Below are 20,507 nucleotides of genomic sequence, written 5' to 3' on the forward strand. Positions count from 1 at the left end.
TGCTGATCATTGCCCTCTTGCTCGCCGCCTACGCGGTGGTCCTCGGTGTGCGGGGCGCGTGCGACACCCTGCGCAGCCTGCCGCGCAGCAACCGCGACTGGGTCTGGTACTGAACGCCATGACGGCCCCTTCGACCTCGCCCTTGCCCGCGGCTTCCGCTTCGACTTCCGCCGCGGGCCACGCCGCGCAGTCGAACTACTACCGGCCCGGTCGCCTGATGCGCGCACTGCGCTTCGGCCTGACCACCTCGCAGCGCCTGTGGCCCGCGCTGGGCGTGCGCGCGGCCTACCGCCTGTTCGGCACGCCGTTGCCGCCAAAGTGGATCTACCGTGGCCAGGGGCCGGGCGCCGAATGGCGGCGCGAGGGCTGGGCCTTCGAGCATGCGAGCGTGGGCATCTACCACCTGGCCGCGCAAGACTCGGGGGCCGAGTCGCCACCCGTGGTGCTGCTGGTGCACGGCTGGGGCGGCCATGCAGGGCAGATGCTGCCGCTGGCGCAGGCCCTGGCAGCGGCGGGCCTGCGGCCGGTGCTGCTCGAGCTGCCGGCGCACGGCCGCAGTGCCGGCACGCTGAGCAACTCGGCGCAGTTTGCGCGGGCCATCGCCTATGTCGCGGCCAGGCTCGCGGCGGACGGCCATGCGCTGCGCGCCGCCGTCGCGCACTCGCTGGGCGCCAACGGGCTGGCGCTGGCCGCGGCGCGCGGGCTGCCGGCCGAGCGCCTCGTGCTGCTGGCGCCGCCCGCGTCGCCACGCGAGTACACGCGCTACTTCGCCCACACCTTCGGCCTGAGCGAGGCCACGCGCCTGGCGATGCAGCGGCTGTTCGAAGCGCGCGAAGGCGTGCTCATGCCGCAGCTGGAGCCGGCTGCCGTGGGCCCGCGCATCGCGCAGCCGACATTGATCGTGCACGACCGCGAAGACCGCGTGAACCGCTTCGCCGATGCCGAGGCCTACCGCGATGCCATCGCCGGCGCGCGGCTCGTGGCCACGCAGGGCCTGGGGCATCGACGCATCCTGAAGGAGCAAGAGGTGGTCGCGCAGGTCGCGCGGTTCCTGGCGCAGCCCTAGAGGTCGCGGAGAGCGTGAGCGCGAAGGGGCGCCCCTACACTGCGCGCCAACCGTGGCCTTCGCCATGAACCGCACACGCACCGACCACACATGGGCAATCGTTCCTGGCTCTATTTCGAACACGGCAATCACGACGAACAGGCATCGGCCGACGAAATCGCCGACGCCAACAACAACTTTCCCGTTCTCTGGCAGATCCTGCTGGCCGGTGGGGACGCTGGCGATGCCATCGACCGGCAGCGCGTCTTCGGCGATGCCGGCACCGACAACCTTGCCAGCGACGCGCACGCCGCGCTCGCACGCATCCGGCAACTGCATGCCTTCGTCGAGCGGCATCCGATGCTGCACACGCTGCCGCAAGTCGCGCTGCAGTTCGAGGCGCTGGCGCTGCACCTGGCCGAGCTGATCGACCAGGCGCCACCCCACAGCTCGCCCCGCATCTCGGCCAACCTCGACGAGCTGTCCTGGCTCGGCGGCGAGTCCGAGGCCGAGAGCTTCATCGAACGCCAACGCCGCGCGTGCAACGAGCGCTGGGCCGAGGTGCGGCGCTGCATCGACAGCGGCAACCACCCGGGCGTGGACGCGGCGCTCGGCGTCAAGCGCTTCGCGGACTGGGAAACCTGGGCGTGGCATGTCGGCTTCAGCGGCATCTCGCATGCGTACTTCGACGGCTACGAGCCACCGCGCGAAGAGCGCTTCGCCGACTTCGAAGAAGAAGAGCCGGAAGAAAGCGACGACGGCCTCGACTACGACGACCACCTGGCCGGCGACCTCTGGCGCTTCGAGGTCGATGGCCGATGGGGCGTGATGCGCGTCCCACAGGACGACGACAACGACGACAACGGCGACAACGACGGCAACAGCGACCGCAGCCGGCGCATCACCGTGGTCGAGCCCGCGTGGGACGACATCCGGCATGCCGGCGCGAACGACCCGCGCCTGCTCTGGATCTCGCTCGCCGGGCGCTCGGGCCTGCTGCTGGCCGACGCCGATGCGCCGCGCGTGCTGCTCGAACCGCAGCTCGACGAAGACTGGAACTTCGAGGACGACATCGCCACGGCCTTGGTCGGCGACCACATCGGCCTGCTGCGCACCGACGGCAGCTGGCTGCTGGCGCCTTCGGTCGACGAGGTGTGGAGCTTTGCCGAAGGCATGGTGCGCGCCCGCGTGGGCGAGCGCATCGGCTATGTCGACCTGCAGGGCCAGTGGGCCATCGCGCCGCGGTTCGCCGAGGCCGAAGACTTCGCTCCCTGCGGCCTCGCGCCCGCGCGCCTGGAGGAGGAGGGCGGCTGGGGGCTGGTGCGCGCCGACGGCGAATGGGCCTTGCCGCCAGGTTTCGATCTTTTGCAATGGCGCCACGACTGGGAGGCGTTCGAGGCCACGCGCGGCGGCAAGACCGGCCTGCTCGACGCGCAAGGCCGCGTGGCCATCGAGCCGGTGTACACGCAGATCGAACTGCTGGGCGAATACCCCGTCGAGCTGCTGCAGTCCGACGACGAACGCGATGCGGCGAAAGACCGCGAACCCCAGGCGCCGCGGCCCAAGCGCTTCGCCGTGGAACGCGCGGAAGGCGAGTGCGGCCTGGTCGACGCGCTGGGCCGCGTGCTGGTGCCTTTCGACTACGGCCTGTTCGAGACGCTGGAGCCGCTGACCGGCGAGGAGCGCGTGCACGCCATGGTCGCGCGCGACCTGGTGCGCGTGGCCTCCAAGGACGGCCGCAAGGCGAAGAACGCGCCATGGCTGCGCGGCATCTACGACGTTGCCGCGGGCCGCGAGCTGGTGCCCTGCGAGCACCGCACGCTGCTGCCGCTGACGTGGGGCACGCAGGACATCGGCTGGCTGGTGGCGCAGCCGCTGGCGCGCTCAGCGAAAGCAACCAAGGGCCAGCTGGCCGTGGGCATCCTGCGCGCCGATGGCACCACGCTGCACCCGCAGGCCTACCCGTGGATCGCGACGCCGGTGTCGGTCTCCGATGGCTGGTACTCGGTGGTGGTGCGCTCCGAGCTGCGCAAGCGCTGGAGCGCCGGCGAGCCGGTGAAGGCCGCGCGCAACGACCGCGACGTGTACGTGTGGCTGCATGCCGACGGCCGCGAGCAGCCGCACACCGAGCACATGGCCGCGCGCCATGCCGCCGGCGACATGAAGGCCGCGTACGAGCTGGCCTGCCACCTGCGCGACGGCGAAGGCGTCGATGCCGATCCGCGCGAGGCCCTGCGCTGGATGGCGCGCGCCGCCGGCGTGCGGGAGCCCGGCGACGCGCCCACGGCCGCGTCGCCTGAAGGCCTGCCCGAGGCCATGCGCGAGCTGGCGACGATGCTGCGCCGGGATGCCGCGGACGGCGCGGGCACTGCAGACATGGGCGCCGACGCCGTCATGGCGCGCGCGTGGCTTCTGCACGCCGTCGCGAACGGCGGCGCCGACGACGCGGCCACGCAGGCCCAGCTCGGCTTCGCGCTGTGCGAAGGCGTGGGCGGCGAGCGCGACCGGGCAGCCGGCATGCGGCACTACGCGCTGGCGGCCGAGCGCAACAGCGCCATGGCGCTGTTCAACCTCGGCATCGCGCACAAGGTCGGCGAACACGACGAATCGGGCGAGCCCGACCTGCCATCGGCCATCGACTACTTTCGCCGCGCCGAAGCGGCCGGCGATGCCGACGCCACGCTGCAGCTCGGCGGCACGCTGCGCGCCCACGCGCTGGCGCTGGCCGAACAGGGCCATGCGCACCAAGAGGTGAACGCCCTGCACGCCGAAGCCCTCTACGCGCTGCAGAAGCTGGCCGAAGACGACGACAAGCGCCTGCAGGGCTGGGCCTGCTACGAACTGGGCCTGATGCGCTTCCGGGGCCAGGGCGCGCCGCGCGACGCCGACGCCGCCGAGCGCTGGCTGCTTACCGGCGCCGCGCTGGACGACTGCGACGACAACCGCGAGAGCCAGGGCCCCTGCGTCGAGGCGCTGGCCGAAGAACTCTACGGCGACCCCGACAGCCCGCTCTTCGACGAGGCCAAGGCCCGCGCATGGACGCAGCGCCTGCACGCGCTGAGTGGCGCTACCACGTCGGGTGCACCGGAGTGAACACCGGCTTGAACAGGTGCCGTCGCACGATCTCGCCGTAGCCGCGGTAGTAGAAATTGCCGTTCGCCGCCAGCACCGTCGCGCGGTGCCTGCGGAAGTACACCGGTATCTCGTACCAAGGCATGGTCGGCGCGCGGTGGTGCACGTGATGCAGGTTGTTGAACAGGTACAGCAGGCCGAACACCACGTTCGATTCGACGATGGCCACGCGCTCGTGCGGCGTGTCGGCCCAGCGGTGCTCGGTGAAGGTGCGCAGCGAGCCCAGCATCATTCCCGGGTACACGAAGTACAGCAGGTACTCGCCCAGGCCCATGCCGCACACGGCCACGACGAAGTACAGCACCGGCGCCACGCTCAGCGCGTGCCAGCCCCAGGTCGGCAGGCGAGAAAAGTTGCCTGAGAACACCTGGGCGGTTTCGAAGCGCAGCAGCTTCCACAGCCGCAGGAACGGCCCCAGCACCACGCGGAACGCGATGGTCTGGTTGGCCATGTAGATCCAGCGCCACACCGGCCCGTAGCCGGCCCAGGCGGGCGCGGAGTGGTAGGCGCTTTCGTTGTCGCGCTCGGGGTGCGTCAGGTGGAAGTTGACGTGGTGCGAGCTGTGGCCGCGGTTGTAGAACGGGTAGGGGAGCCACAGGTTCAGCGGCGGCCACACCACCGCGTGGCGCAGCCATTTCGGCAGGTGGCGCATCGCGTGGATGCTCTCGTGCTGCAGCGAGAAATGAAGCTGCGCGAGAAAGCCGCCGAGCACGAACAGCGCCCACCCCGGCAGCGCCGCATGCCACCACAGCAGCGCGGCCCATGCGGCATAGAGCGCGCCGGCCAGCAGCAGCGTGGGCACCTCGTAGTGCCACCACCAGTGGCGGCGCGCGAGGGGCTTGTCCGTGGGGGGCGTGGCAGTCGATGTCATGGTGATGACTGCATGCTAGGTAGCAAGCGGGCGCTTGCATGCGCGCTTTTCGCATAAGCATGAACGTGAAACTTCGTTCGCCCCGGCGCGGGGTGCGGCCTACGCTCGCCGGCTCTGTCGTGTTCCGGTGTTCCCGTGTTCCTGCCTCCAATGAAAAAACTACTGATCCGAGTGGCCCTCGCGCTGCTCGCCGCACTTGCCGTCGATGTGCAACTGCATGCCGCCACCGTGGACGACTACCCCGCGAAGACCATCCGCGTGGTGGTGCCTTACCCCGCCGGCGGCATCGCCGACAAGATCGCCCGCGAGGTCGCCGAGCAGCTCCAGCAGCGGCTGAAGCAGCCGGTGGTGGTCGAGAACCGCAGCGGCGCGGCCGGCAACATCGGCTTCGACTTCGTCGCGCGCCAGCCGGCCGACGGCTACACGCTGCTGCTGGCGCCGGCGTCCAACCTCACGGTGCAGCCCGCGCTCTTCAAGCAGCTGGGCTACGACCTCGCGCGCGACTTCACGCCCGTGTCGCTGCTGGTGCAGACGCCGCAGGTGCTGCTGGTGAACCCCAGGCTGCCGGTGAGCACGCCGCGCGAGCTGATCGACTACTCGAAGAAGAACCCCGGCAAGGTCAACTACGGCATCAGCGTGGGCGCGTACTCGCACCTGGCGGGCGAACTGCTGAAGACGCAGACCGGCGCCGACTTCACCGCCATTCCCTACCAGGGCAGCGCGCCCGCCCTCAACGACCTGCTCGCGGGCCAGACGCAGTTCATCTTCAACGAGGTGGTCACCGCCATTCCCTTCGTGAAGGCCGGCACGCTCAAGCCCCTGGCCGTGGCCTACAAGACGCGCGCGCCGTGGCTGCCCGACGTGCCCACCACCGCCGAAGCGGGGCTGCCCGACTTCGAGGTGACCTCGTGGTACGGCGTGGTGGTGCGCAGCGGCACGCCCGCGCCGCTGGTGCAGCGCCTGTCGCGCGAGCTGCGCGACATCGTGCAGAGCGCGGACTTCCGCAAGCGCTACGACGACATCGGCGCCTTCACCGTGGGCAGTTCGCCCGAGGAGTTCGGCCGCTTCATCCGCAGCGAGACCGTCAAGTGGACGGCGGTGGTCAAGCAGGCCGGCATCCAGCCCAACTGACATCCGAGAATGCCCGCATGAGCCCGACCGCGACACACATCTCGCCCGACGAACTGTTCGCGCTGCTGCTTGCGGAGCCCTTGGCCGAGCCTTTGACTGAGCCCGTGGTGGAGCTTGCCGTGCTCGACGTGCGCGAGACGCGCTGGTTCGTGCAGCGCCACCTCAACCTGGCGCGCAACGCGCCCTTCAGCGGGCTCGAGCTGCAGGTCGGCGCGCTGGTGCCGCGCCGGTCCACGCCGGTGGTGCTGATCGACGAGTTGGGTGCGCCCGACGGCGTGGCGCGGCAGGCCACCGCCGTGCTCGCGCGGCTGGGCTACGCCGACGTACGCACGCTCGCGGGCGGCCTGCAGCGCTGGCTGGCCGAGGGCCTGCCCGCCATCGACGGCTACGGCACGCTGGTGAAGGCCTTCGGCGACCGCGTGCGGCTGCACTACGGCACGCCGGGCCTGCCGGTGGAGGCACTGCGCGAGCGCCTGCGCGAAGGCCGGCCGACCACGCTGGTCGATGCGCGGCCGCGCGCGGAGTTCGAATTCCTGTCGCTGCCCGGCGCGCGCAACCACCCGGGCACCGAGCTGGCGCTGCGGCGCTTCGAGCCGGACGGCCGGAATGTCGGAGCCGACGATCACCTGTGGGCCATCAACTGCTTCAGCCGCACGCGCGGCATCGTCGGCGCGACCACGCTGCGGCTGCTGGGCCGCGCGAGCGACGCCGTGTTCGTGGAAGACGGCGTGATGGACTGGGGCCTGCACGGCGCGCCCACCGTGCAGAACGCCGCGCCGCAGGACGAGCTGCCGCCCGAATCCCCGGCGCTGCTGCGTGGCATCGCCGACGACCTGCTGCGCAGCTTCGCCTTGCCCCTGGCCGACGCGGCGCAGCTGGCCCGCTGGCGCAACGACGACGCCCGCACCCTCTACATGTTCGACGTGCGGCCCGAGGCCGACCCCGCGCTGGCAGGCACCGGCCTGCGCCACGTGCCCGGCGGCCAGCTGCTGATGCATTTCGAGAACCTCGTGGGCACGCGGGGCGCGCGCATCGTGCTGGTCGACGATCCGGCCCACCGGCTGCGCGCGGCCATCACCGCTTTCTGGCTCACGCAGCTGGGCCAGGCCGAGGTGCATGTGTACGACGACGGCGAGTTCCTGCCGGCGCAGGCTCCGGCGGCGCCGTCGGCGGTCGTCGACGACGCGCCGCCGCCCGTGGCGCCCGATGCCTTGGCCGAGCTGCAGGCGAGCGGCGCGGCCGCGGTCATCGACGTGGGCCCCAGCCTCGACTACGAGCGCGGCCACCTGGAGGGCGCGCTGTACCTGCTGCCGGCCTCGCTGGACGCCCTGGCCCCGCTCGCGGCCCAGGCCACGGCCGGCCGCACCTTCGTCTTCACGTCGCCCGACGGCACGCTCGCGGCCCGCGTGGCGCGCGATGCGCAACGGCGCTGGCAGGGTGCACAGAATTCAGGGGCGGTATTTACCTGGCTCCAGGGCGGAACGCAGGGCTGGAAGGCATCGGGCCGGCCGCTGGCCACCGCCTTCGCGCCGGACCAGCTGCTGACCCCCTTCGACGACGACTGGGGCTCGGTGATGCGCGTCTTCGGTCCGCGCCGCGATGCGGCCTGGGCCGACTACCTCGCGTGGGAACGCGCGCTGTCCGAACGGGTCCTGCAGGACCCGTCCGTGCGCTTTCGCTTCTTCGCCCTCAGCGCGCGCCGGCAGGCGCAGGCGCAGGGTCGGGCAGCTCGATCTTGATGTCGAGCACTTCGAGGTTGTCCTGGGTTTCCAGGTGTACCTTGATGTCGTCGGGGTTGATCGACACGTACTTTGAAATCACCGCCACCAGCTCGCGCTGGAGTTCGGGCAGGTAGTCGGGCCGCTTCTTGCCGCTGAGGCTGGAACGCTCGTGCGCGAGGATGATCTGCAGCCGCTCCTTCGCGACGCTGGCAGTCTTCTTCTTTTCGCCCAGCAGGAACGAGAGAAAGGACATGGCCTACTTGCCTCCGAAAATCCGCTTGAAGAAGCCAGGCTTCTCGGCGTCGACGAAGCGCATCGGCCGGTCTTCGCCCAGGAAGCGCGCGACCACGTCGCTGTAGGCCTGCGCCACGTCGGTGTCCTTGTCGTGGATGGCCGGCACGCCCTGGTTGGAGGCATGCAGCACGCTTTCCGACTCGGGGATCACGCCGATCAGCTTGATGCGCAGGATGTCCTGGATGTCTTCCAGCGACAGCATCTGCCCGCCCGCCACGCGGTTCGGGTTGTAGCGGGTGATGAGCAGGTGTTCCTTGATGGGGTCGCCGCCGTCCTTGGCGCGCTTGGTCTTGCTGCTGAGCATGCCCAGGATGCGGTCCGAGTCGCGCACCGAGGAGACCTCGGGGTTGGTCACCACCAGCGCCTCGTCGGCGAAGTACATGGCCATCATGGCGCCGGTCTCGATGCCCGCGGGCGAGTCGCAGACGATGTATTCGAAGTCCATCGCGGCCAGATCGGCCAGGATTTTCTCCACGCCCTCTTGCGTCAGCGCTTCCTTGTCGCGCGTCTGCGAGGCGGCCAGCACGAACAGGTTGTCGCACTGCTTGTCCTTGATGAGGGCCTGGCTCAGGTTGGCTTCACCCTGGATGACGTTGATCAGGTCGTACACCACGCGGCGTTCGCAGCCCATGATCAGGTCCAGGTTGCGCAGGCCCACGTCGAAGTCGATCACGGCCGTCTTCTTGCCCGCGAGCGCGAGGCCCGAGGCGAAGCTGGCGCTCGTGGTCGTCTTGCCGACGCCGCCCTTGCCCGAAGTCACCACCACAATTTTGGCCATGGCCATTCCTTCTTGTTTCGATTCAGTTGTTGGTTGTCAGGGTCGCCGCGATCCGAGCGGGGGCTCAGGGGATCGGGTCGATCGCTAGTTTCTTGCCGTCGAGGCGAACCTGCGCCGATTTTCCCAGCACCGTGTCCGGCAGCGGCACTTCGTTGGTGCGATAGATGCCGGCAATGGCCACCAGCTGCGCTTCCATGCAGGTCGAGAAGATGCGCGCCTCGGTGTTGCCGCGCGCGCCGGCAATGGCCTTGCCGCGCAACGGGGCGTACACGTGCACGTTGCCGTCGGCGATGACCTCGGCGCCGAAGCTCACCACCGCGGTGACCACCACGTCGCCGCCACGGGCGTAGATTTGCTGGCCCGAGCGCAGCGGCTTGTCGATCAGCAGGGTGCCGTTGGCCGGTACCGGCACCTCGCGCACGATCTGCGGGGCTTCCGAGGCGGGGGCCTCGGCCGGGGGCGCCGGGGCGCGGGGTGCGGGGGCTGCCGGCATGGCCGCCACCGACAGGCCGGCCTCGCGCGCCGCGGCGTTCTGGGCGGCGTTGCCGCCGCGCACCGCGATGGGCTGCGTCTGGTGGCGCGCCAGCAGGCTGCGCAGGGCGGCGAAGTCGATGTCGGGGGCGGCGGCCGCGTCGGCGGCCTGGCCCTCGCCCTGCGCCTCTTGCAGCAGGGAGAGATCGATGACCACCGGCTCCTGCTCGAAGAAATCGGGCGAATCCGCCAGCTGGGCGTCGAGCGCCTCGGCCAGCACGTCCAGGTCGGACGTCTTCAGGATCACTGCGATCAGCGGCAGCGTGGCGCTCTTGAATTCGAAAACCGCCTTGGTGCGCGCGGCGGAGACATCGGCCATTGGAAAGCGTCGGAAAACGTCGGTGCGAAAAGCGTTGGAGTCTAACGGGCGCGGGCCGAACCCCGCAGACCCGGCCCCGGCTGTAGCCCCCTGGACAACACTTCTTTCATGAGGTTGCACTTTTCAGGGGCGGGCCGGCTCAGTTCCTCGAGCGGCCCAGCAGGGCGTAAAGAATGATCGCCCCGAAGGTGGCGGTACCGATGCCGCCCAGCGCGAAGTCGCCGAACTTCAGCGTGAAGTCGCCCGTGCCGATGATCAGCGTGATGGCCGCCACGATCAGGTTCTTGTTCTGCGAGAAGTCGACCTTGTTGTCAACCCAGATCTTCGCGCCCGCGATGGCGATCAGCCCGAACACCACGATGCTCACGCCGCCCATCACCGGCAGCGGAATCGCCTGGATCAGTGCGCCGAACTTGGGGCTGAAGCCCAGCACCAGCGCAATCACCGCCGCCACCACGAACACCGCGGTGGAGTAGATGCGCGTGGCCGCCATCACGCCGATGTTCTCGGCGTAGGTGGTCACGCCCGTGCCGCCCGCGGCGCCGCTCACCACCGTGGCGATGCCGTCGCCGATGAACGCGCGGCCCATGTACGGGTCGAGGTTGCGCCCCGTCATGGCCGTCACCGCCTTCAGGTGGCCGAGGTTTTCAGCCACCAGGATGATCGCCACCGGCGCAATCAGCAGCATCGCGTTGGCCGTGAACACCGGCGTGGTGAAGGTTGGAAGGCCGAACCAGGCCGCGTTGGCGATGCCGCTCAGGTCCACCGGCTTGCCCATGCCCAGCAGGTTGGTCAGCACCGCGTAGACCACCGTGGCCAGGATCAGCCCGACCAGGATGAGCAGGCGCTGCAGCATGCCGCGCGCGAACACCGCCACCAGGCCCACGCACAGGAAGGTCACCGCCTGCATCCACGAGTCGAAGTTGCTGGCCGCCATGTTCTTGATGGGCACGCTCGCCAGGTTCAGGCCGATGACGGCCACCACCGCGCCTGTGACCACGGGCGGCATGAAGCGCTCGATCCAGCCGGTGCCGATGGCCTGCACCAGCGCCCCTATCAGTATGTAGACCACCCCGCAGGCGATGATGCCGCCCAGCGCCACCGCGATGTTGGCGTTGGGCCCCTTGCCCGCGTAGCCGCTGGCCGCGATCACCACGCCGATGAAGGCGAAGCTGGAGCCCAGGTAGCTGGGCACCTTGCCGCCGGTGACGAAGTAGAAGATGAGCGTGCCGATGCCGCTCATCAGGATGGCGATGTTGGGGCTGAAGCCCATCAGGATCGGCGCCAGCACCGTGGCGCCGAACATGGCGATCACGTGCTGCACGCCCATGGCGCCGGTCTGCAGCCACGGCAGCCGCTCGTCCGGCGCAATGACCGCGCCGTTGGCCAGCGCGGACGCGGGTCGTTCTGTCCAGTTGAACATTGCTTATCTCCTCTTGTTTTACGTTGTCGAAAGGCCGGCTTCCCGATCAGCCTGCGTGGCTGGAAGTTGCCGACCTGTCAGGGGCCGAAGATCTTTCCGAACACCGTGTGTTTGACGGCCTGCCAGGTTGCAGGCGCGTCGCCATTATTTTCGAGCGCTTCGTAGATCTCGCGGATCATTTCGTTGCCGATGAATTTTGCGCTGAGCATTTTCTTGAGCAACTCATGGCCGTGCCACACCTCGATCTCGAAAGTCTGCGCCAGTTCATGCATCGGCAGATCGTCGGTGACGACGACCACTTCCCGAAGTTGTCCGAATGCAAGCAGCTTGCAGTCGGTGCGCGACGGCGGGCTTCGATGCCGGCCCAGAAAGCGGCCCGGGTCCGCGAGTACAAAGCCGTGCAACACGCTCGTTGCCGCGGCCAGCGCCTCTTTCTCGTCGGCATTGAAGCGTATGGTCTTGGCCAGTCGCTCGCTTGCGAGGTCGGCGCCGTCGAACCATGGAAATCTTGACTGCAGGCGTGGGTTGCGGTGCACCTCGTCTTCCACGTCGCGCAGGACCGTGAGGACATATTCCTTTTGCCCGAACTTTCTGCCCAGTAGCGGCTTGATGCGCTTGGCGAGCCGCAAATAGGCATTCGTGTCGAGCAAGACGAGCGTGGTCAACTCACCTGCGCTCCGCTCAAGACCTCGAAGAGCGCCAGCCCGTCGCGCAGGGGAACGTCGAGCACCTGCTGGACGTAGCTTTCGCTGCCACCGCGATCGTTCAGCAGACGCTGCAGCGCCAGGAAGAAATCAGATTGAAAGAGCTTGGCGGTAAGCGCGATCAGCTCCTGGGGTTTCGGCGGGCCTGGCTTGAAGAGGCTGGCGCTCACCAATTCGCCTCTTTGGCTGTTGCGCAGTGCATGAAGCGCTTTTTCGTCGACCGACAAAGGAGCCAGTCCCTTGGATTGCGCGAAGCCTTGCGTCTCGCGAAAAACGGTATAGACCGAAATCGAGTGATCGGCCGCGTGGCGCTGCAAGACGGCCATCTGTCCCTTTTCACCACGAGCACGCATGGCTTGGGCGTACGCTTGTTCCGCACAAGCTTGTGGGAACAGCAGGGCGCCCGCAAACGCATCCGCAAAGTCCTCGCCCTCCTCGGTGCCCGCAAGCCCCGGGGTGTAGACATGGGCCAGCTCATGCGCCATCCAGAACTTGAAGTCTTCCAGGCGGGTATCGAGATTCAGGTAGACGAACGTCACGTTCTCCGAGCGAAGAAGAATGTGAAGAGCGTTCTTGTGGTTTTGCTTTTCGCCCCACAGCACCGGCACGAGGATGGCGTCGTTCTGCTTGAATTCGCCGATGAGGTGCGAATACTCCAATGTTGCGGATGCGCCGATACCGATCTTGGCGCGCACTTGTGCCGCCGCCACCTGCAGCGGTATGTAGCCGGTGGAGGGGGAGGGTAGCAGTGTGTGCAGCGCTTGCTGCTGCGGAAGATAGGCGACGAGAGGCTTCAGCAGTTCGCCCATTCCGCGTGCCTTGACGATGTGTTCGTCGGTTGTCTTCGCGCCCGCCTTCTTCCGGAAGGCGATCATCGGTTGGTTTGCCGATGGCTCAACCAGCTTGTCGAAGCCCAACTTGAGCGTGGTCGCCAATTTCAGAAGCTTGGCCGGGCTCGGGAAGGTTTCTCCCTTGAGCCACAGCGACACCAGTTGAGGCGACTCGCCCAGTTGCTTCGCCAGCTGTGCCTGAGTCCAGCCACGCGCTGCGAGTGCCGATTTGATGGACTCGCTGTGGATAACTTTGTGCATAGCCGGTGGATTATGGCGTTCGCGTGCTCCAAAATCAAGTTTTATCAAGTGCCTCGCTCAGCGCGGCTGCAGCACCGCCATCGTGATCCGCGACACGCAGGTCAGCTCGCCCGCCTCGTTCGTCATGTCGATCTGCCACACCTGCGTGGTGCGCCCGCGGTGCACCGGCCGGGCGGTGCCGATGACCCAGCCGCTGGTCACCGAGCGGATGTGGTTGGCGTTGATGTCCAGGCCCACGGCGCGGTCGCCTTCGGGGGCCGAGTAGTGGGCGCCGCAGGAGCCCAGGGTCTCGGCCAGCACCACCGACACGCCGCCGTGCAGGATGCCGTAGGGCTGGCGGGTGCGCTCGTCGACCGGGCAACGGGCGCGGATGAAGTCGTCGCCCACCTCCAGGAACTCCATGCCCAGCGTGGACACGGCCGTGCCGACGTGGTTGAGGGTGAGTTGCTCGACGGAGATTTCTTTTTTCCAGATACGCATGCGGTTCTTTCGGTGTGCTTACGGTGTGCTTCAGGTGTTCTTGCCTGCAAAGGTGGCAAAACTATAGCGACGGCGGCTGACAAGGGCAGTCGCCTTTGCGTGTTAACTTGGATCGATGAAGCACCCCGTCCGCCGTTGGCTCATCGGCATTGCCGCCGTCTTGCTGCTGGGCATCGGCGTGCTGGTGCTGGTGGTGCGCGCCAAGCTCCCGACCGACGAGCAGGTGGCCGCGCGCATCGCCGAGGGCTTCGAGCAGCGCTTCGGCGTGGCGCTGAAGGTCGGCAACGCGCACTGGGCGTTGCTGCCCACGCCCATGCTGGTGCTCGAAGACGTCGCCACCGACCAGGGCCGCCCCATCACCCTGAAGCGGGTGCGCTTGCAATTGCAGCTCGCGCCGCTGCTGCACCGCGTCATTGCGCTGGACCAGATCGAGGTCGAGAGCCTGGTGCTGCCGCGCGCCTCGGTGCGCGAGTTTCGCGGCAAGGGGCCCAAGCCGAAGGAGGGCGCCAACGTGGTCGCGCTGCCCGCGCCCTGGACGCTGGCCCCCGTGCCCGTGGAAAAGGTGCGCTGGCGCGACGTGGTCTGGATCGACCGGCGCGACATTGCGCTGGCCTACGACGGCGAGCTCAGCTTCGACCCGCAATGGCGCCCGCGCCAGCTGCGCCTCGAACGCGCCGGGCTGGCGTCGCCGGTGCGCCTGCGGCTGGACCGCGAGTCGGGCCTGGACCGCTGGCGCACCCGCATCGACGCGGGCGGCGGCACGTGGAACGGCGTGACCCGGCTCGAGACGCTGCCCACCGGCAAGCTGCGCGTGTCGGCCGAGCTGGAGCCGCGGCAGATCGACATCGAGAGCCTGGTGCAGGCCTTCGACCGCCGCACCTCGGTGGCGGGCAAGGTGTCGGGCCAGACCACGCTCACGGCCGAGGCCGACACCGCCGAAGACCTGGGCGCGCTCATGCGCAGCCTGCACACCCGCACCGCCTTCACCGTGCAGCCCGCCACGCTCACCAAGCTGGACGTGCTCAAGGCCGTGACCACCGCCGGCATCAGCCGCGGCGGGCGCACGCCGCTCGACCAGCTCACCGGCACGCTCGACACCCAGGGCAGCGAAGACGGCGTGGTGATGCGCTACACCAACCTGAAGGCCCGCTCGGGCGTGCTCACCGCCAGCGGCAACCTGAAGATGTTCAACCGCAAGCTCGACGGCGAGATCGCGGTCGATCTGGTCGACGGCGTGGTCGGCGTGCCGCTGAAGATCGGCGGCACCATGAGCGACCCCGAGCTGTCGCTGACCGGCGGCGCGCTCACCGGCGCGGCCATCGGCAGCGCGGTGCTGCCGGGGGTGGGCACCGCCATCGGCGCGCGCGTGGGGCAGCAGGTGGAAAAGCTGTTCGGCGGGGACAAGAAGCCAGCGCCGGCCAAGCCCGACTCCAAGCCAGCGCCCGCTGCGCCCAAGGCCTCCAGCCCTAGGAAAACGCCTTGACCACCGCCGGCACCGTCAGCACCGCCGTGTAGTAGTCCATGAACTGCACGCCGGTGTTGAAGCCGATGGCACGCGACAGCAGCCCGCCCAGCAGCCCCATCGTCAGGATCACCAGCAGCCCGAGCAGCTGGCCTTCCCACACGCTGATGACCACGATCAGCCCGACGAAGGTCGCGATGATCGCCTCGTGGCTCACCTTGCGCGAGACGAACAGCGCCGCGCGGCGCGCGAAGTTCATGGTGAACGGGTAGGCCACCAGCGCCGCCAGCACCACCGCCAGCATGCCGTAGCCCAGGAACTCCCAGTGGCTCAGCAGGTTGTGCAGGTTGTGGGTCTGGCCCGTGGCCGCGTCGATGGTGTAGACCGGCGGCGCGTTGAACAGCGGCGCCGCCGGCCCCGCCGCCACCGGGCTCAGCGGCAAGCCGATGGCAATCAGCGGAATCAGCGCCTCGGCGATGTAGGTCGCCTCGGTCACGCCGTTGCGCGCGGCCAGCGTGGTGGTGAGCCGGTGGTACGCATGCTTGATGCGCGAGCCCACCAGCTCGCCCAGCACCACCGTCATCGCGACCGGGCTGAACACGAAGGTGGCGCTGGAGACGGCCGCCGTCGCCAGCGTCCACTTCACCTGCGAGCGGTCGAGCACCTTGAACGGGTTGGGAAAGTAGCCCGACCAGCCCTTCACGTCGGGCGCCAGCGAAAAGGTGCGCACCGTGTCGCGCTTCATGCGGGAGCGCGCCGCCGGCGAGATCACCGAGAACAGGTCGGCCACCAGCGGCCCGATGGCAATGCCCAGGAAATAGCTGATGCTGAGCTTCACGCCGTACTTGCCCGTGAGCGCCTGCAGCGCCACGATCACCACCACGAACGGCACCAGCGTGGCCACCGAGGCCCAGCGCCCGCTGGAGAACCAGGCGATGGCCACGGCCGCCACCACGAAGATCCACGGCGCCGCCTTGGTGATGGCCGCGCCGTAGGGCGCCAGCAGCACCGCGAACAGCACGGCCAGCGGCACCGCGACGAAGGCCGCGATGATCGCGCCAGACACCATCTTGCGCAGCGCGATGTGCGGCACGCCCAGGTTGCGCAGCACGTTGGCGTCCTGCAGCAGCGGCGTGGCCATGGTGTCACCCGGAATGCCCAGCAGCGCGGTGGGCACCGCGTGCGTCATGTGCTTGGCCACGGCCGCCGCCAGGAAGAAGGTGAACACACCCTCGGGCGGCACGCCCAGCAGCACCACCAGCAGCGTGAGCGGTGCCAGCGTGGTGGTCTCGTCGGTGCCCGAGACGAGACCGATGGCGGCGAACACCACGGCGCCGACAAGGCCCATGCCCGTGGCGACGAGGATCTGGTGGAAGAGTGCGGCGTCGATCATGGCGCGACCCCTTCCCTGGCCGCATCGCGCGGCTTGTACGAAGCGAACAGCTCGTAGATTTCGAGCTCCTTCATTTCGCGCACCACCGAAGGCGGCAGGTCGTCGACCGAGCCCAGGCTGCCGTGCTCGCCGGCCAGTTCGGCCAGCACCTCTTCGCGCCAGCGCGGATCGGCCGCGGCGCCTTCCACCACCTCGCGCTTGGGCGCGAACAGCAGGGCGCAGATCACGCCCGACACCACGCAGCCGCCGAGTCCGGCGAGCATGGCGTAGGCGCGCGCCAGCTCGGGCGTGGCCACCGCGCTGGCGAGCACGCGGTTGGCCACCAGGAAGCCGGCCAGGCTCACCACCAGCCCGATGGCGATCGACCACGCCAGGTGGCCCAGGTCGGCCGTGTCGCCCCATATCTCGACCAGCCGCCAGGGGCCGTGGCCCGCGGGGGGCGCACTGTTTGTCTTCATGTGGTTGTCTCCGTCGTTGTCGTGGTTGTCGTCATTGCCGTCGTCGTTCTCGTCGTGGACGCGGGGCTCGCCCGCGATGCCTGCCTGCTTATTTCTTGCGCAGCGCCTCAAGCAGCGCCACCGCGCGGTCGGTGCGCACGTCGTGCTCGGCGGCGAGTTGCTTCGCCACCGCATCGATCTCGTCGCCCGTGGCGCCCGCCACCAAGGCGATGTTGCGGGCGTGCAGCGCCATGTGGCCGCGCTGGATGCCTTCGGTGGCCAGCGCACGCAGCGCGCCCAGGTTCTGCGCCAGGCCGACGGCCACGGCCACTTCGCCCAACTCCTGCGCGGACTTCACGCCGAGGATCTTCAGCGACAGTTGCGCCAGCGGGTGCGTCTTGGTCGCGCCGCCGACCAGGCCCACGGGCATCGGCATCTCGATGGTGCCGACCAGTGCGCCGCTCTTGTCCTTCTCCCACGTGGTGAGCGAGGTGTATCGCCCGCTGCGGCAGGCGTACGCATGCGCGCCGGCTTCCACCGCGCGCCAGTCGTTGCCGGTCGCGACGATCACCGGGTCGATGCCGTTCATGATTCCCTTGTTGTGGGTCGCCGCGCGGTAGGGGTCGACGGCCGCGAAGGTGTAGGCATCGAGCACGCCCTCGACGATTTCCTCGCCGCTGCGCTCCTTGGTCTTCAGCACCTCGGGTGTCAGCCGCACGCGGGCGCGTGCCAGGCGCAGGTCGGCCAGGTTCGACAGGATGCGCAAGCGCACCGTGCCGCCGGTGAGTTTTTCAACGAGCGGGGAAACAGCCTCGGCCATGGTGTTCACGGTGTTGGCGCCCATGGCGTCGCGCACGTCGACGATCAGGTGCATCACCACCATCGCGCCGCGTGGCGTATCGGGGAACACGTGCACCTCGATGTCGCGGCAGCCCCCGCCCAGGCCGATCAGCACCTTGTCGCGGCTGTTCGCCACTTCCAGGATCTGGTCGCGCGCGCGCAGCAGTGCCTGCCGCGCACCGTAGGGGTCGCCCACGCCGAGCACCTGCACCTGGGCCCGCATGATCGGCCCGGTGCTCGAGGCCTCGAAGCCGCCGCCTTCGCGCGCCAGCTTGGCCATGAACGAAGCGGCCGCGACCACCGAAGGCTCCTCGACCACCATCGGCACCAGGTACTCGCGGCCGTTGACGAGAAAGTTGCCGGCCACGCCCAGCGGCAGCTCGAAGGTGCCGATCACGTTCTCGACCATGCCGTTGGCGCGCTCCACGCTCAGCGCCCCGGGCACGGCCAGCAGCGCCACCTCGTCGGGGGTGAGCGCGGCGGCGCGCGCGATGTGTTCGAAGCGCTGTGCGGGAGTGAGTGCGCGAAAGTTGGGAATGCGGGCGTCGGCGACCATCGTTGCGTGTCTCTTCAGGAGGTGAATTCGGGAGCAGGCAATTTAGGTCGGCTGTACCGCCGGCGGAAGGCACAGTTTGGCGGGACAGTGCGGACAGTGGCGTGCCCAACGCCCGCGCTGTGTCACAGTCCCGCCCCATGACGACCATTGCAGACTCGCTCGCCAGCACCCTCGAACGCCAGATTGCCAGCGGCGCCTACAAGGCCGGCGACAAGCTGCCTTCGCTGCGCGAACTGGCCCAGCTGCACGGCTACGCCAAGAACACCGTGGTGGCGGCCTTCGAGCTGCTGGTGTCGCGCGGGCTGGTCGAGCCGAGGCGCGGCTCCGGCTACTTCGTGCTCGCGCAGCAGACCGCCAAGCCGGTGGAAGAAGACGCCGGCAGCCTGGGCCGCGCCATGGACATCGTGTGGCTCATGCGCGAGCAGCTCAAGACGCAGCCCGACGCCGTGGCCGTGGGCGACGGCTTTCCGCCCGTTGAATGGCTGGCCGACGTGCGGCTGGACAAGTACCACCCCAAGGTGGTCCGCACGGGGCTCGGCGCGCTGTTTCGCTACGGCAGCCGCTTCGGTTACGCGCCGCTGCGCGACCACCTGGTGCGCAAGCTGGCCGACTTCGGCATCGGCGCCGAGCCGCGGCAGATCGTGCTCACGCACGGCGCCAACGAGGCGATGGACATCGTCATCCGCTACTTCGTGCCGCCCGGCGGCAAGGTGCTGGTGGACGACCCCGGCTACTACCCGCTGTTCGGCAAGCTCAAGCTCGCGGGCGCGCAGATGCTGGCCGTGCCGCGCCTGGCCGACGGGCCCGACCTCGAAGCTCTGGAGCGCCTGCTGGTGGCCGAGCGCCCGCGCCTGTTCTTCACGCAGTCGATCGCGCACAACCCCACCGGCTCCGACATTTCGCCGGCCAAGGCCTTCCGCGTGCTGCAGCTCGCGCAGAAGTACGACCTGCTCATCGTCGAGGACGACCCGCTGGCCGACTTCAAGCCCACCGCGCTGCCGCGGCTCTCGGCGCTCGACCAGCTGGAGCGCACCATCTACATCGGCAGCTTCTCGAAGTCGTTCTCGGCCGCGTTGCGCGTGGGCTTCATCGCGTGCGGGGCCGACCTGGCGAGCGACCTGGCGGACCTGAAGGCGCTGATCCACGTGAGCAGCTCGGAGTACTGCGAGCGCACGGTCGACGTGATCTTGAGCGAGGGCCACTACCAGCGCCACCTGAACCGCCTGCAGACGCGGCTGGGCGAGGCCACGCGCAACGCGACCAGGCTCTTCGAGTCGGTGGACGCCGAGGTGTTCGCGCGCACCCCGCAGTCGCTCTACGTGTGGGCCGCGCTGCCCGGCGTGGCCGACTCGCTGGCGTTCGCCAAGGAGCTGCTGCCGCGCAAGATCGTGATGGCGCCGGGGCGCATCTTCAGCGTCGACTCCACGCAGGTGTCGCGCTGGTCGCGCTTCAACGTGGGCGCCATGGCCGACCCGCGTTTCGCGAAGGCGCTGCGGGCCGCGCTGCGCCGCCGCGTCAGCGACTGACGAAGCTGCCGTGGCGCCCCGCGCCCGCGGCAAAGCGCGCGGCGCCGCCTTCGCCTTCGGCAAACACGATCGGCACGCCGCGCACGCCTTCTTCGCGCAGCGCATCGGCCAGCGGCAGCGCCCACTGCGCATAGGCCGATGCGCGGTCGGCCAGCATGCACTGCTGCGGAAACGCAGCAATCTCGCGCGCCAGCTGCTGCGCGGCGGCGAGCGCACCGCCGGGCGGCGTGGTGCGATTGACCAGCCCCATCGCCAACGCCTCCGCCGCACCCACCGCGCGGCCGGTGAGGATCATGTCGAGCGCGCGCGCCATGCCCACGATGCGCGGCAGCCGCACCGTGCCCCCGTCGATCAGCGGCACGCCCCAGCGGCGGCAGAACACGCCCAGCACCGCGTCGTCGTCGGCCACGCGCAGGTCGGCCAGCAGGGCCAGTTCGAGCCCGCCGGCCACCGCATGACCGGCGATGGCCGCGACCAGCGGCTTCGACAGGGCCATGCGCGTCGGGCCCATCGGCGCGTTGCCGCCGCCCGCGGGGTCGAGCGCGTTGCGCAGCGCGGGGTCGCTCACCGCGGCCAGGTCGGCGCCGGCGCAGAAGTGGCCGCCCGCGCCGGTCAGCACCGCCACGCGCAGGGCGTCGTCGGCCTCGAAGCGCTCGAAGGCCTCGCGCAGTTCGGTCGCCATCGGGCCATGCACGGCGTTGCGCTTGTCCGGCCGGTTCAGCGTGATCGTGCAGACGGTGTCTTCGGTGTCGTAGTTCACGTGCGGCATGGTC

General features: G+C 69.2%; 18 protein-coding genes. 6 read left to right on the forward strand and 12 right to left on the reverse strand.

The genetic code is table 11. The features are described 5' to 3' along the window. The first annotated feature begins 118 nt into the window (after positions 1–118). Positions 119–1,066: an alpha/beta fold hydrolase gene (locus tag AB6807_RS11515; protein WP_371084620.1), complete on the forward strand. Its 948-nt coding sequence runs from the start codon at positions 119–121 to the stop codon at positions 1,064–1,066. Positions 1,067–1,156: 90 nt separating this feature from the next. Continuing rightward, positions 1,157–4,138 carry a WG repeat-containing protein gene (locus AB6807_RS11520; protein ID WP_371084621.1) on the forward strand — a complete coding sequence of 994 codons (2,982 nt, stop codon included), beginning with the start codon at positions 1,157–1,159 and terminating at the stop codon, positions 4,136–4,138. Here the strand turns inward: AB6807_RS11520 and AB6807_RS11525 are convergent. Continuing rightward, positions 4,113–5,048 carry a fatty acid desaturase gene (locus tag AB6807_RS11525; protein WP_371084622.1) on the reverse strand — a complete coding sequence of 312 codons (936 nt, stop codon included), beginning with the start codon at positions 5,046–5,048 and terminating at the stop codon, positions 4,113–4,115. The two genes, AB6807_RS11520 and AB6807_RS11525, sit on opposite strands and share 26 nt — an antisense overlap. A gap of 150 nt (positions 5,049–5,198) precedes the next feature. Here AB6807_RS11525 and AB6807_RS11530 point away from each other — a divergent pair, with 150 nt between their 5' ends. Together AB6807_RS11530 and AB6807_RS11535 are read left to right on the forward strand one after the other, a co-directional pair. Further along, positions 5,199–6,179: a Bug family tripartite tricarboxylate transporter substrate binding protein gene (locus AB6807_RS11530; protein WP_371084623.1), complete on the forward strand. Its 981-nt coding sequence runs from the start codon at positions 5,199–5,201 to the stop codon at positions 6,177–6,179. 17 nt (positions 6,180–6,196) lie between these two features. Further along, the gene (locus tag AB6807_RS11535) at positions 6,197–7,918 is read left to right on the forward strand and encodes a rhodanese-like domain-containing protein (protein WP_371084624.1); all 1,722 of its coding nucleotides are present in this window, start codon (positions 6,197–6,199) and stop codon (positions 7,916–7,918) included. Here the strand turns inward: AB6807_RS11535 and minE are convergent. The 7 genes from minE to AB6807_RS11570 all read right to left on the reverse strand — a co-directional run bounded on the left by minE (position 7,869) and on the right by AB6807_RS11570 (position 13,520). Continuing rightward, positions 7,869–8,153, reverse strand: a complete 285-nt coding sequence (minE, locus tag AB6807_RS11540; protein WP_116911785.1) for a cell division topological specificity factor MinE — start codon at positions 8,151–8,153, stop codon at positions 7,869–7,871. The two genes, AB6807_RS11535 and minE, sit on opposite strands and share 50 nt — an antisense overlap. A 3-nt stretch (positions 8,154–8,156) precedes the next feature. Beyond that, positions 8,157–8,972, reverse strand: a complete 816-nt coding sequence (gene minD, locus AB6807_RS11545; RefSeq protein ID WP_116911902.1) for a septum site-determining protein MinD — start codon at positions 8,970–8,972, stop codon at positions 8,157–8,159. A 64-nt stretch (positions 8,973–9,036) separates the two neighbouring features. Next, positions 9,037–9,822 (reverse strand): septum site-determining protein MinC, encoded by a 786-nt coding sequence (gene minC / locus AB6807_RS11550; protein ID WP_116911786.1) that lies wholly within the window; start codon positions 9,820–9,822, stop codon positions 9,037–9,039. Between the two features lie 139 nt (positions 9,823–9,961). Then, entirely contained in the window at positions 9,962–11,245 is a 1,284-nt protein-coding gene (locus AB6807_RS11555) for a solute carrier family 23 protein (protein WP_371084625.1), read from the reverse strand. A 77-nt stretch (positions 11,246–11,322) separates the two neighbouring features. Next, the gene (locus AB6807_RS11560; protein ID WP_371084626.1) at positions 11,323–11,910 is read right to left on the reverse strand and encodes a hypothetical protein; all 588 of its coding nucleotides are present in this window, start codon (positions 11,908–11,910) and stop codon (positions 11,323–11,325) included. Then, positions 11,907–13,040, reverse strand: a complete 1,134-nt coding sequence (locus AB6807_RS11565; RefSeq protein WP_371084627.1) for a helix-turn-helix domain-containing protein — start codon at positions 13,038–13,040, stop codon at positions 11,907–11,909. Before AB6807_RS11565 ends, AB6807_RS11560 begins: the two co-directional genes overlap by 4 nt. A gap of 57 nt (positions 13,041–13,097) precedes the next feature. Then, positions 13,098–13,520, reverse strand: a complete 423-nt coding sequence (locus tag AB6807_RS11570) for a hotdog fold thioesterase (RefSeq protein ID WP_116911788.1) — start codon at positions 13,518–13,520, stop codon at positions 13,098–13,100. Between the two features lie 115 nt (positions 13,521–13,635). On the opposite strand from AB6807_RS11570, the gene AB6807_RS11575 reads away from it, so the two are divergent. Next, on the forward strand, positions 13,636–15,003 hold the full coding sequence (locus AB6807_RS11575; RefSeq protein WP_371084628.1) for a hypothetical protein: 1,368 nt from the start codon (positions 13,636–13,638) through the stop codon (positions 15,001–15,003). Here the strand turns inward: AB6807_RS11575 and AB6807_RS11580 are convergent. The 3 genes from AB6807_RS11580 to AB6807_RS11590 all read right to left on the reverse strand — a co-directional run bounded on the left by AB6807_RS11580 (position 14,987) and on the right by AB6807_RS11590 (position 18,226). Further along, positions 14,987–16,375: a tripartite tricarboxylate transporter permease gene (locus tag AB6807_RS11580; protein ID WP_371084629.1), complete on the reverse strand. Its 1,389-nt coding sequence runs from the start codon at positions 16,373–16,375 to the stop codon at positions 14,987–14,989. The two genes, AB6807_RS11575 and AB6807_RS11580, sit on opposite strands and share 17 nt — an antisense overlap. Next, positions 16,372–16,833 carry a hypothetical protein gene (locus AB6807_RS11585; RefSeq protein ID WP_116911791.1) on the reverse strand — a complete coding sequence of 154 codons (462 nt, stop codon included), beginning with the start codon at positions 16,831–16,833 and terminating at the stop codon, positions 16,372–16,374. The genes AB6807_RS11580 and AB6807_RS11585 overlap by 4 nt, the downstream gene beginning before the upstream one ends. An 88-nt stretch (positions 16,834–16,921) precedes the next feature. Continuing rightward, positions 16,922–18,226 (reverse strand): hydroxymethylglutaryl-CoA reductase, degradative, encoded by a 1,305-nt coding sequence (locus AB6807_RS11590; protein ID WP_371084729.1) that lies wholly within the window; start codon positions 18,224–18,226, stop codon positions 16,922–16,924. Positions 18,227–18,345: 119 nt separating this feature from the next. On the opposite strand from AB6807_RS11590, the gene AB6807_RS11595 reads away from it, so the two are divergent. Continuing rightward, positions 18,346–19,734: a PLP-dependent aminotransferase family protein gene (locus tag AB6807_RS11595; protein WP_207786770.1), complete on the forward strand. Its 1,389-nt coding sequence runs from the start codon at positions 18,346–18,348 to the stop codon at positions 19,732–19,734. Here AB6807_RS11595 and AB6807_RS11600 read toward each other — a convergent pair. Then, a complete protein-coding gene (locus AB6807_RS11600; RefSeq protein WP_371084730.1) occupies positions 19,724–20,503 on the reverse strand; it encodes a crotonase/enoyl-CoA hydratase family protein in 780 nt (259 codons plus the stop codon). The two genes, AB6807_RS11595 and AB6807_RS11600, sit on opposite strands and share 11 nt — an antisense overlap. Positions 20,504–20,507: the final 4 nt, after the last annotated feature.

This window comes from Variovorax sp. RCC_210, assembly GCF_041355175.1.
Taxonomy (GTDB): domain Bacteria; phylum Pseudomonadota; class Gammaproteobacteria; order Burkholderiales; family Burkholderiaceae_C; genus Variovorax.

Excerpts from the sequence above, each read along its gene's own strand:
- AB6807_RS11515 (WP_371084620.1), top strand. The coding sequence starts at position 119 with ATGACGGCCCCTTCGACCTCGCCCTTGCCCGCGGCTTCCGCTTCGACT.
- AB6807_RS11520 (WP_371084621.1), top strand. The coding sequence starts at position 1,157 with ATGGGCAATCGTTCCTGGCTCTATTTCGAACACGGCAATCACGACGAA.
- AB6807_RS11525 (WP_371084622.1), bottom strand. The coding sequence starts at position 5,048 with ATGACATCGACTGCCACGCCCCCCACGGACAAGCCCCTCGCGCGCCGC.
- AB6807_RS11530 (WP_371084623.1), top strand. The coding sequence starts at position 5,199 with ATGAAAAAACTACTGATCCGAGTGGCCCTCGCGCTGCTCGCCGCACTT.
- AB6807_RS11535 (WP_371084624.1), top strand. The coding sequence starts at position 6,197 with ATGAGCCCGACCGCGACACACATCTCGCCCGACGAACTGTTCGCGCTG.
- minE (WP_116911785.1), bottom strand. The coding sequence starts at position 8,153 with ATGTCCTTTCTCTCGTTCCTGCTGGGCGAAAAGAAGAAGACTGCCAGC.
- minD (WP_116911902.1), bottom strand. The coding sequence starts at position 8,972 with ATGGCCAAAATTGTGGTGGTGACTTCGGGCAAGGGCGGCGTCGGCAAG.
- minC (WP_116911786.1), bottom strand. The coding sequence starts at position 9,822 with ATGGCCGATGTCTCCGCCGCGCGCACCAAGGCGGTTTTCGAATTCAAG.
- AB6807_RS11555 (WP_371084625.1), bottom strand. The coding sequence starts at position 11,245 with ATGTTCAACTGGACAGAACGACCCGCGTCCGCGCTGGCCAACGGCGCG.
- AB6807_RS11565 (WP_371084627.1), bottom strand. The coding sequence starts at position 13,040 with ATGCACAAAGTTATCCACAGCGAGTCCATCAAATCGGCACTCGCAGCG.
- AB6807_RS11570 (WP_116911788.1), bottom strand. The coding sequence starts at position 13,520 with ATGCGTATCTGGAAAAAAGAAATCTCCGTCGAGCAACTCACCCTCAAC.
- AB6807_RS11575 (WP_371084628.1), top strand. The coding sequence starts at position 13,636 with ATGAAGCACCCCGTCCGCCGTTGGCTCATCGGCATTGCCGCCGTCTTG.
- AB6807_RS11580 (WP_371084629.1), bottom strand. The coding sequence starts at position 16,375 with ATGATCGACGCCGCACTCTTCCACCAGATCCTCGTCGCCACGGGCATG.
- AB6807_RS11585 (WP_116911791.1), bottom strand. The coding sequence starts at position 16,833 with ATGAAGACAAACAGTGCGCCCCCCGCGGGCCACGGCCCCTGGCGGCTG.
- AB6807_RS11595 (WP_207786770.1), top strand. The coding sequence starts at position 18,346 with ATGACGACCATTGCAGACTCGCTCGCCAGCACCCTCGAACGCCAGATT.
- AB6807_RS11600 (WP_371084730.1), bottom strand. The coding sequence starts at position 20,503 with ATGCCGCACGTGAACTACGACACCGAAGACACCGTCTGCACGATCACG.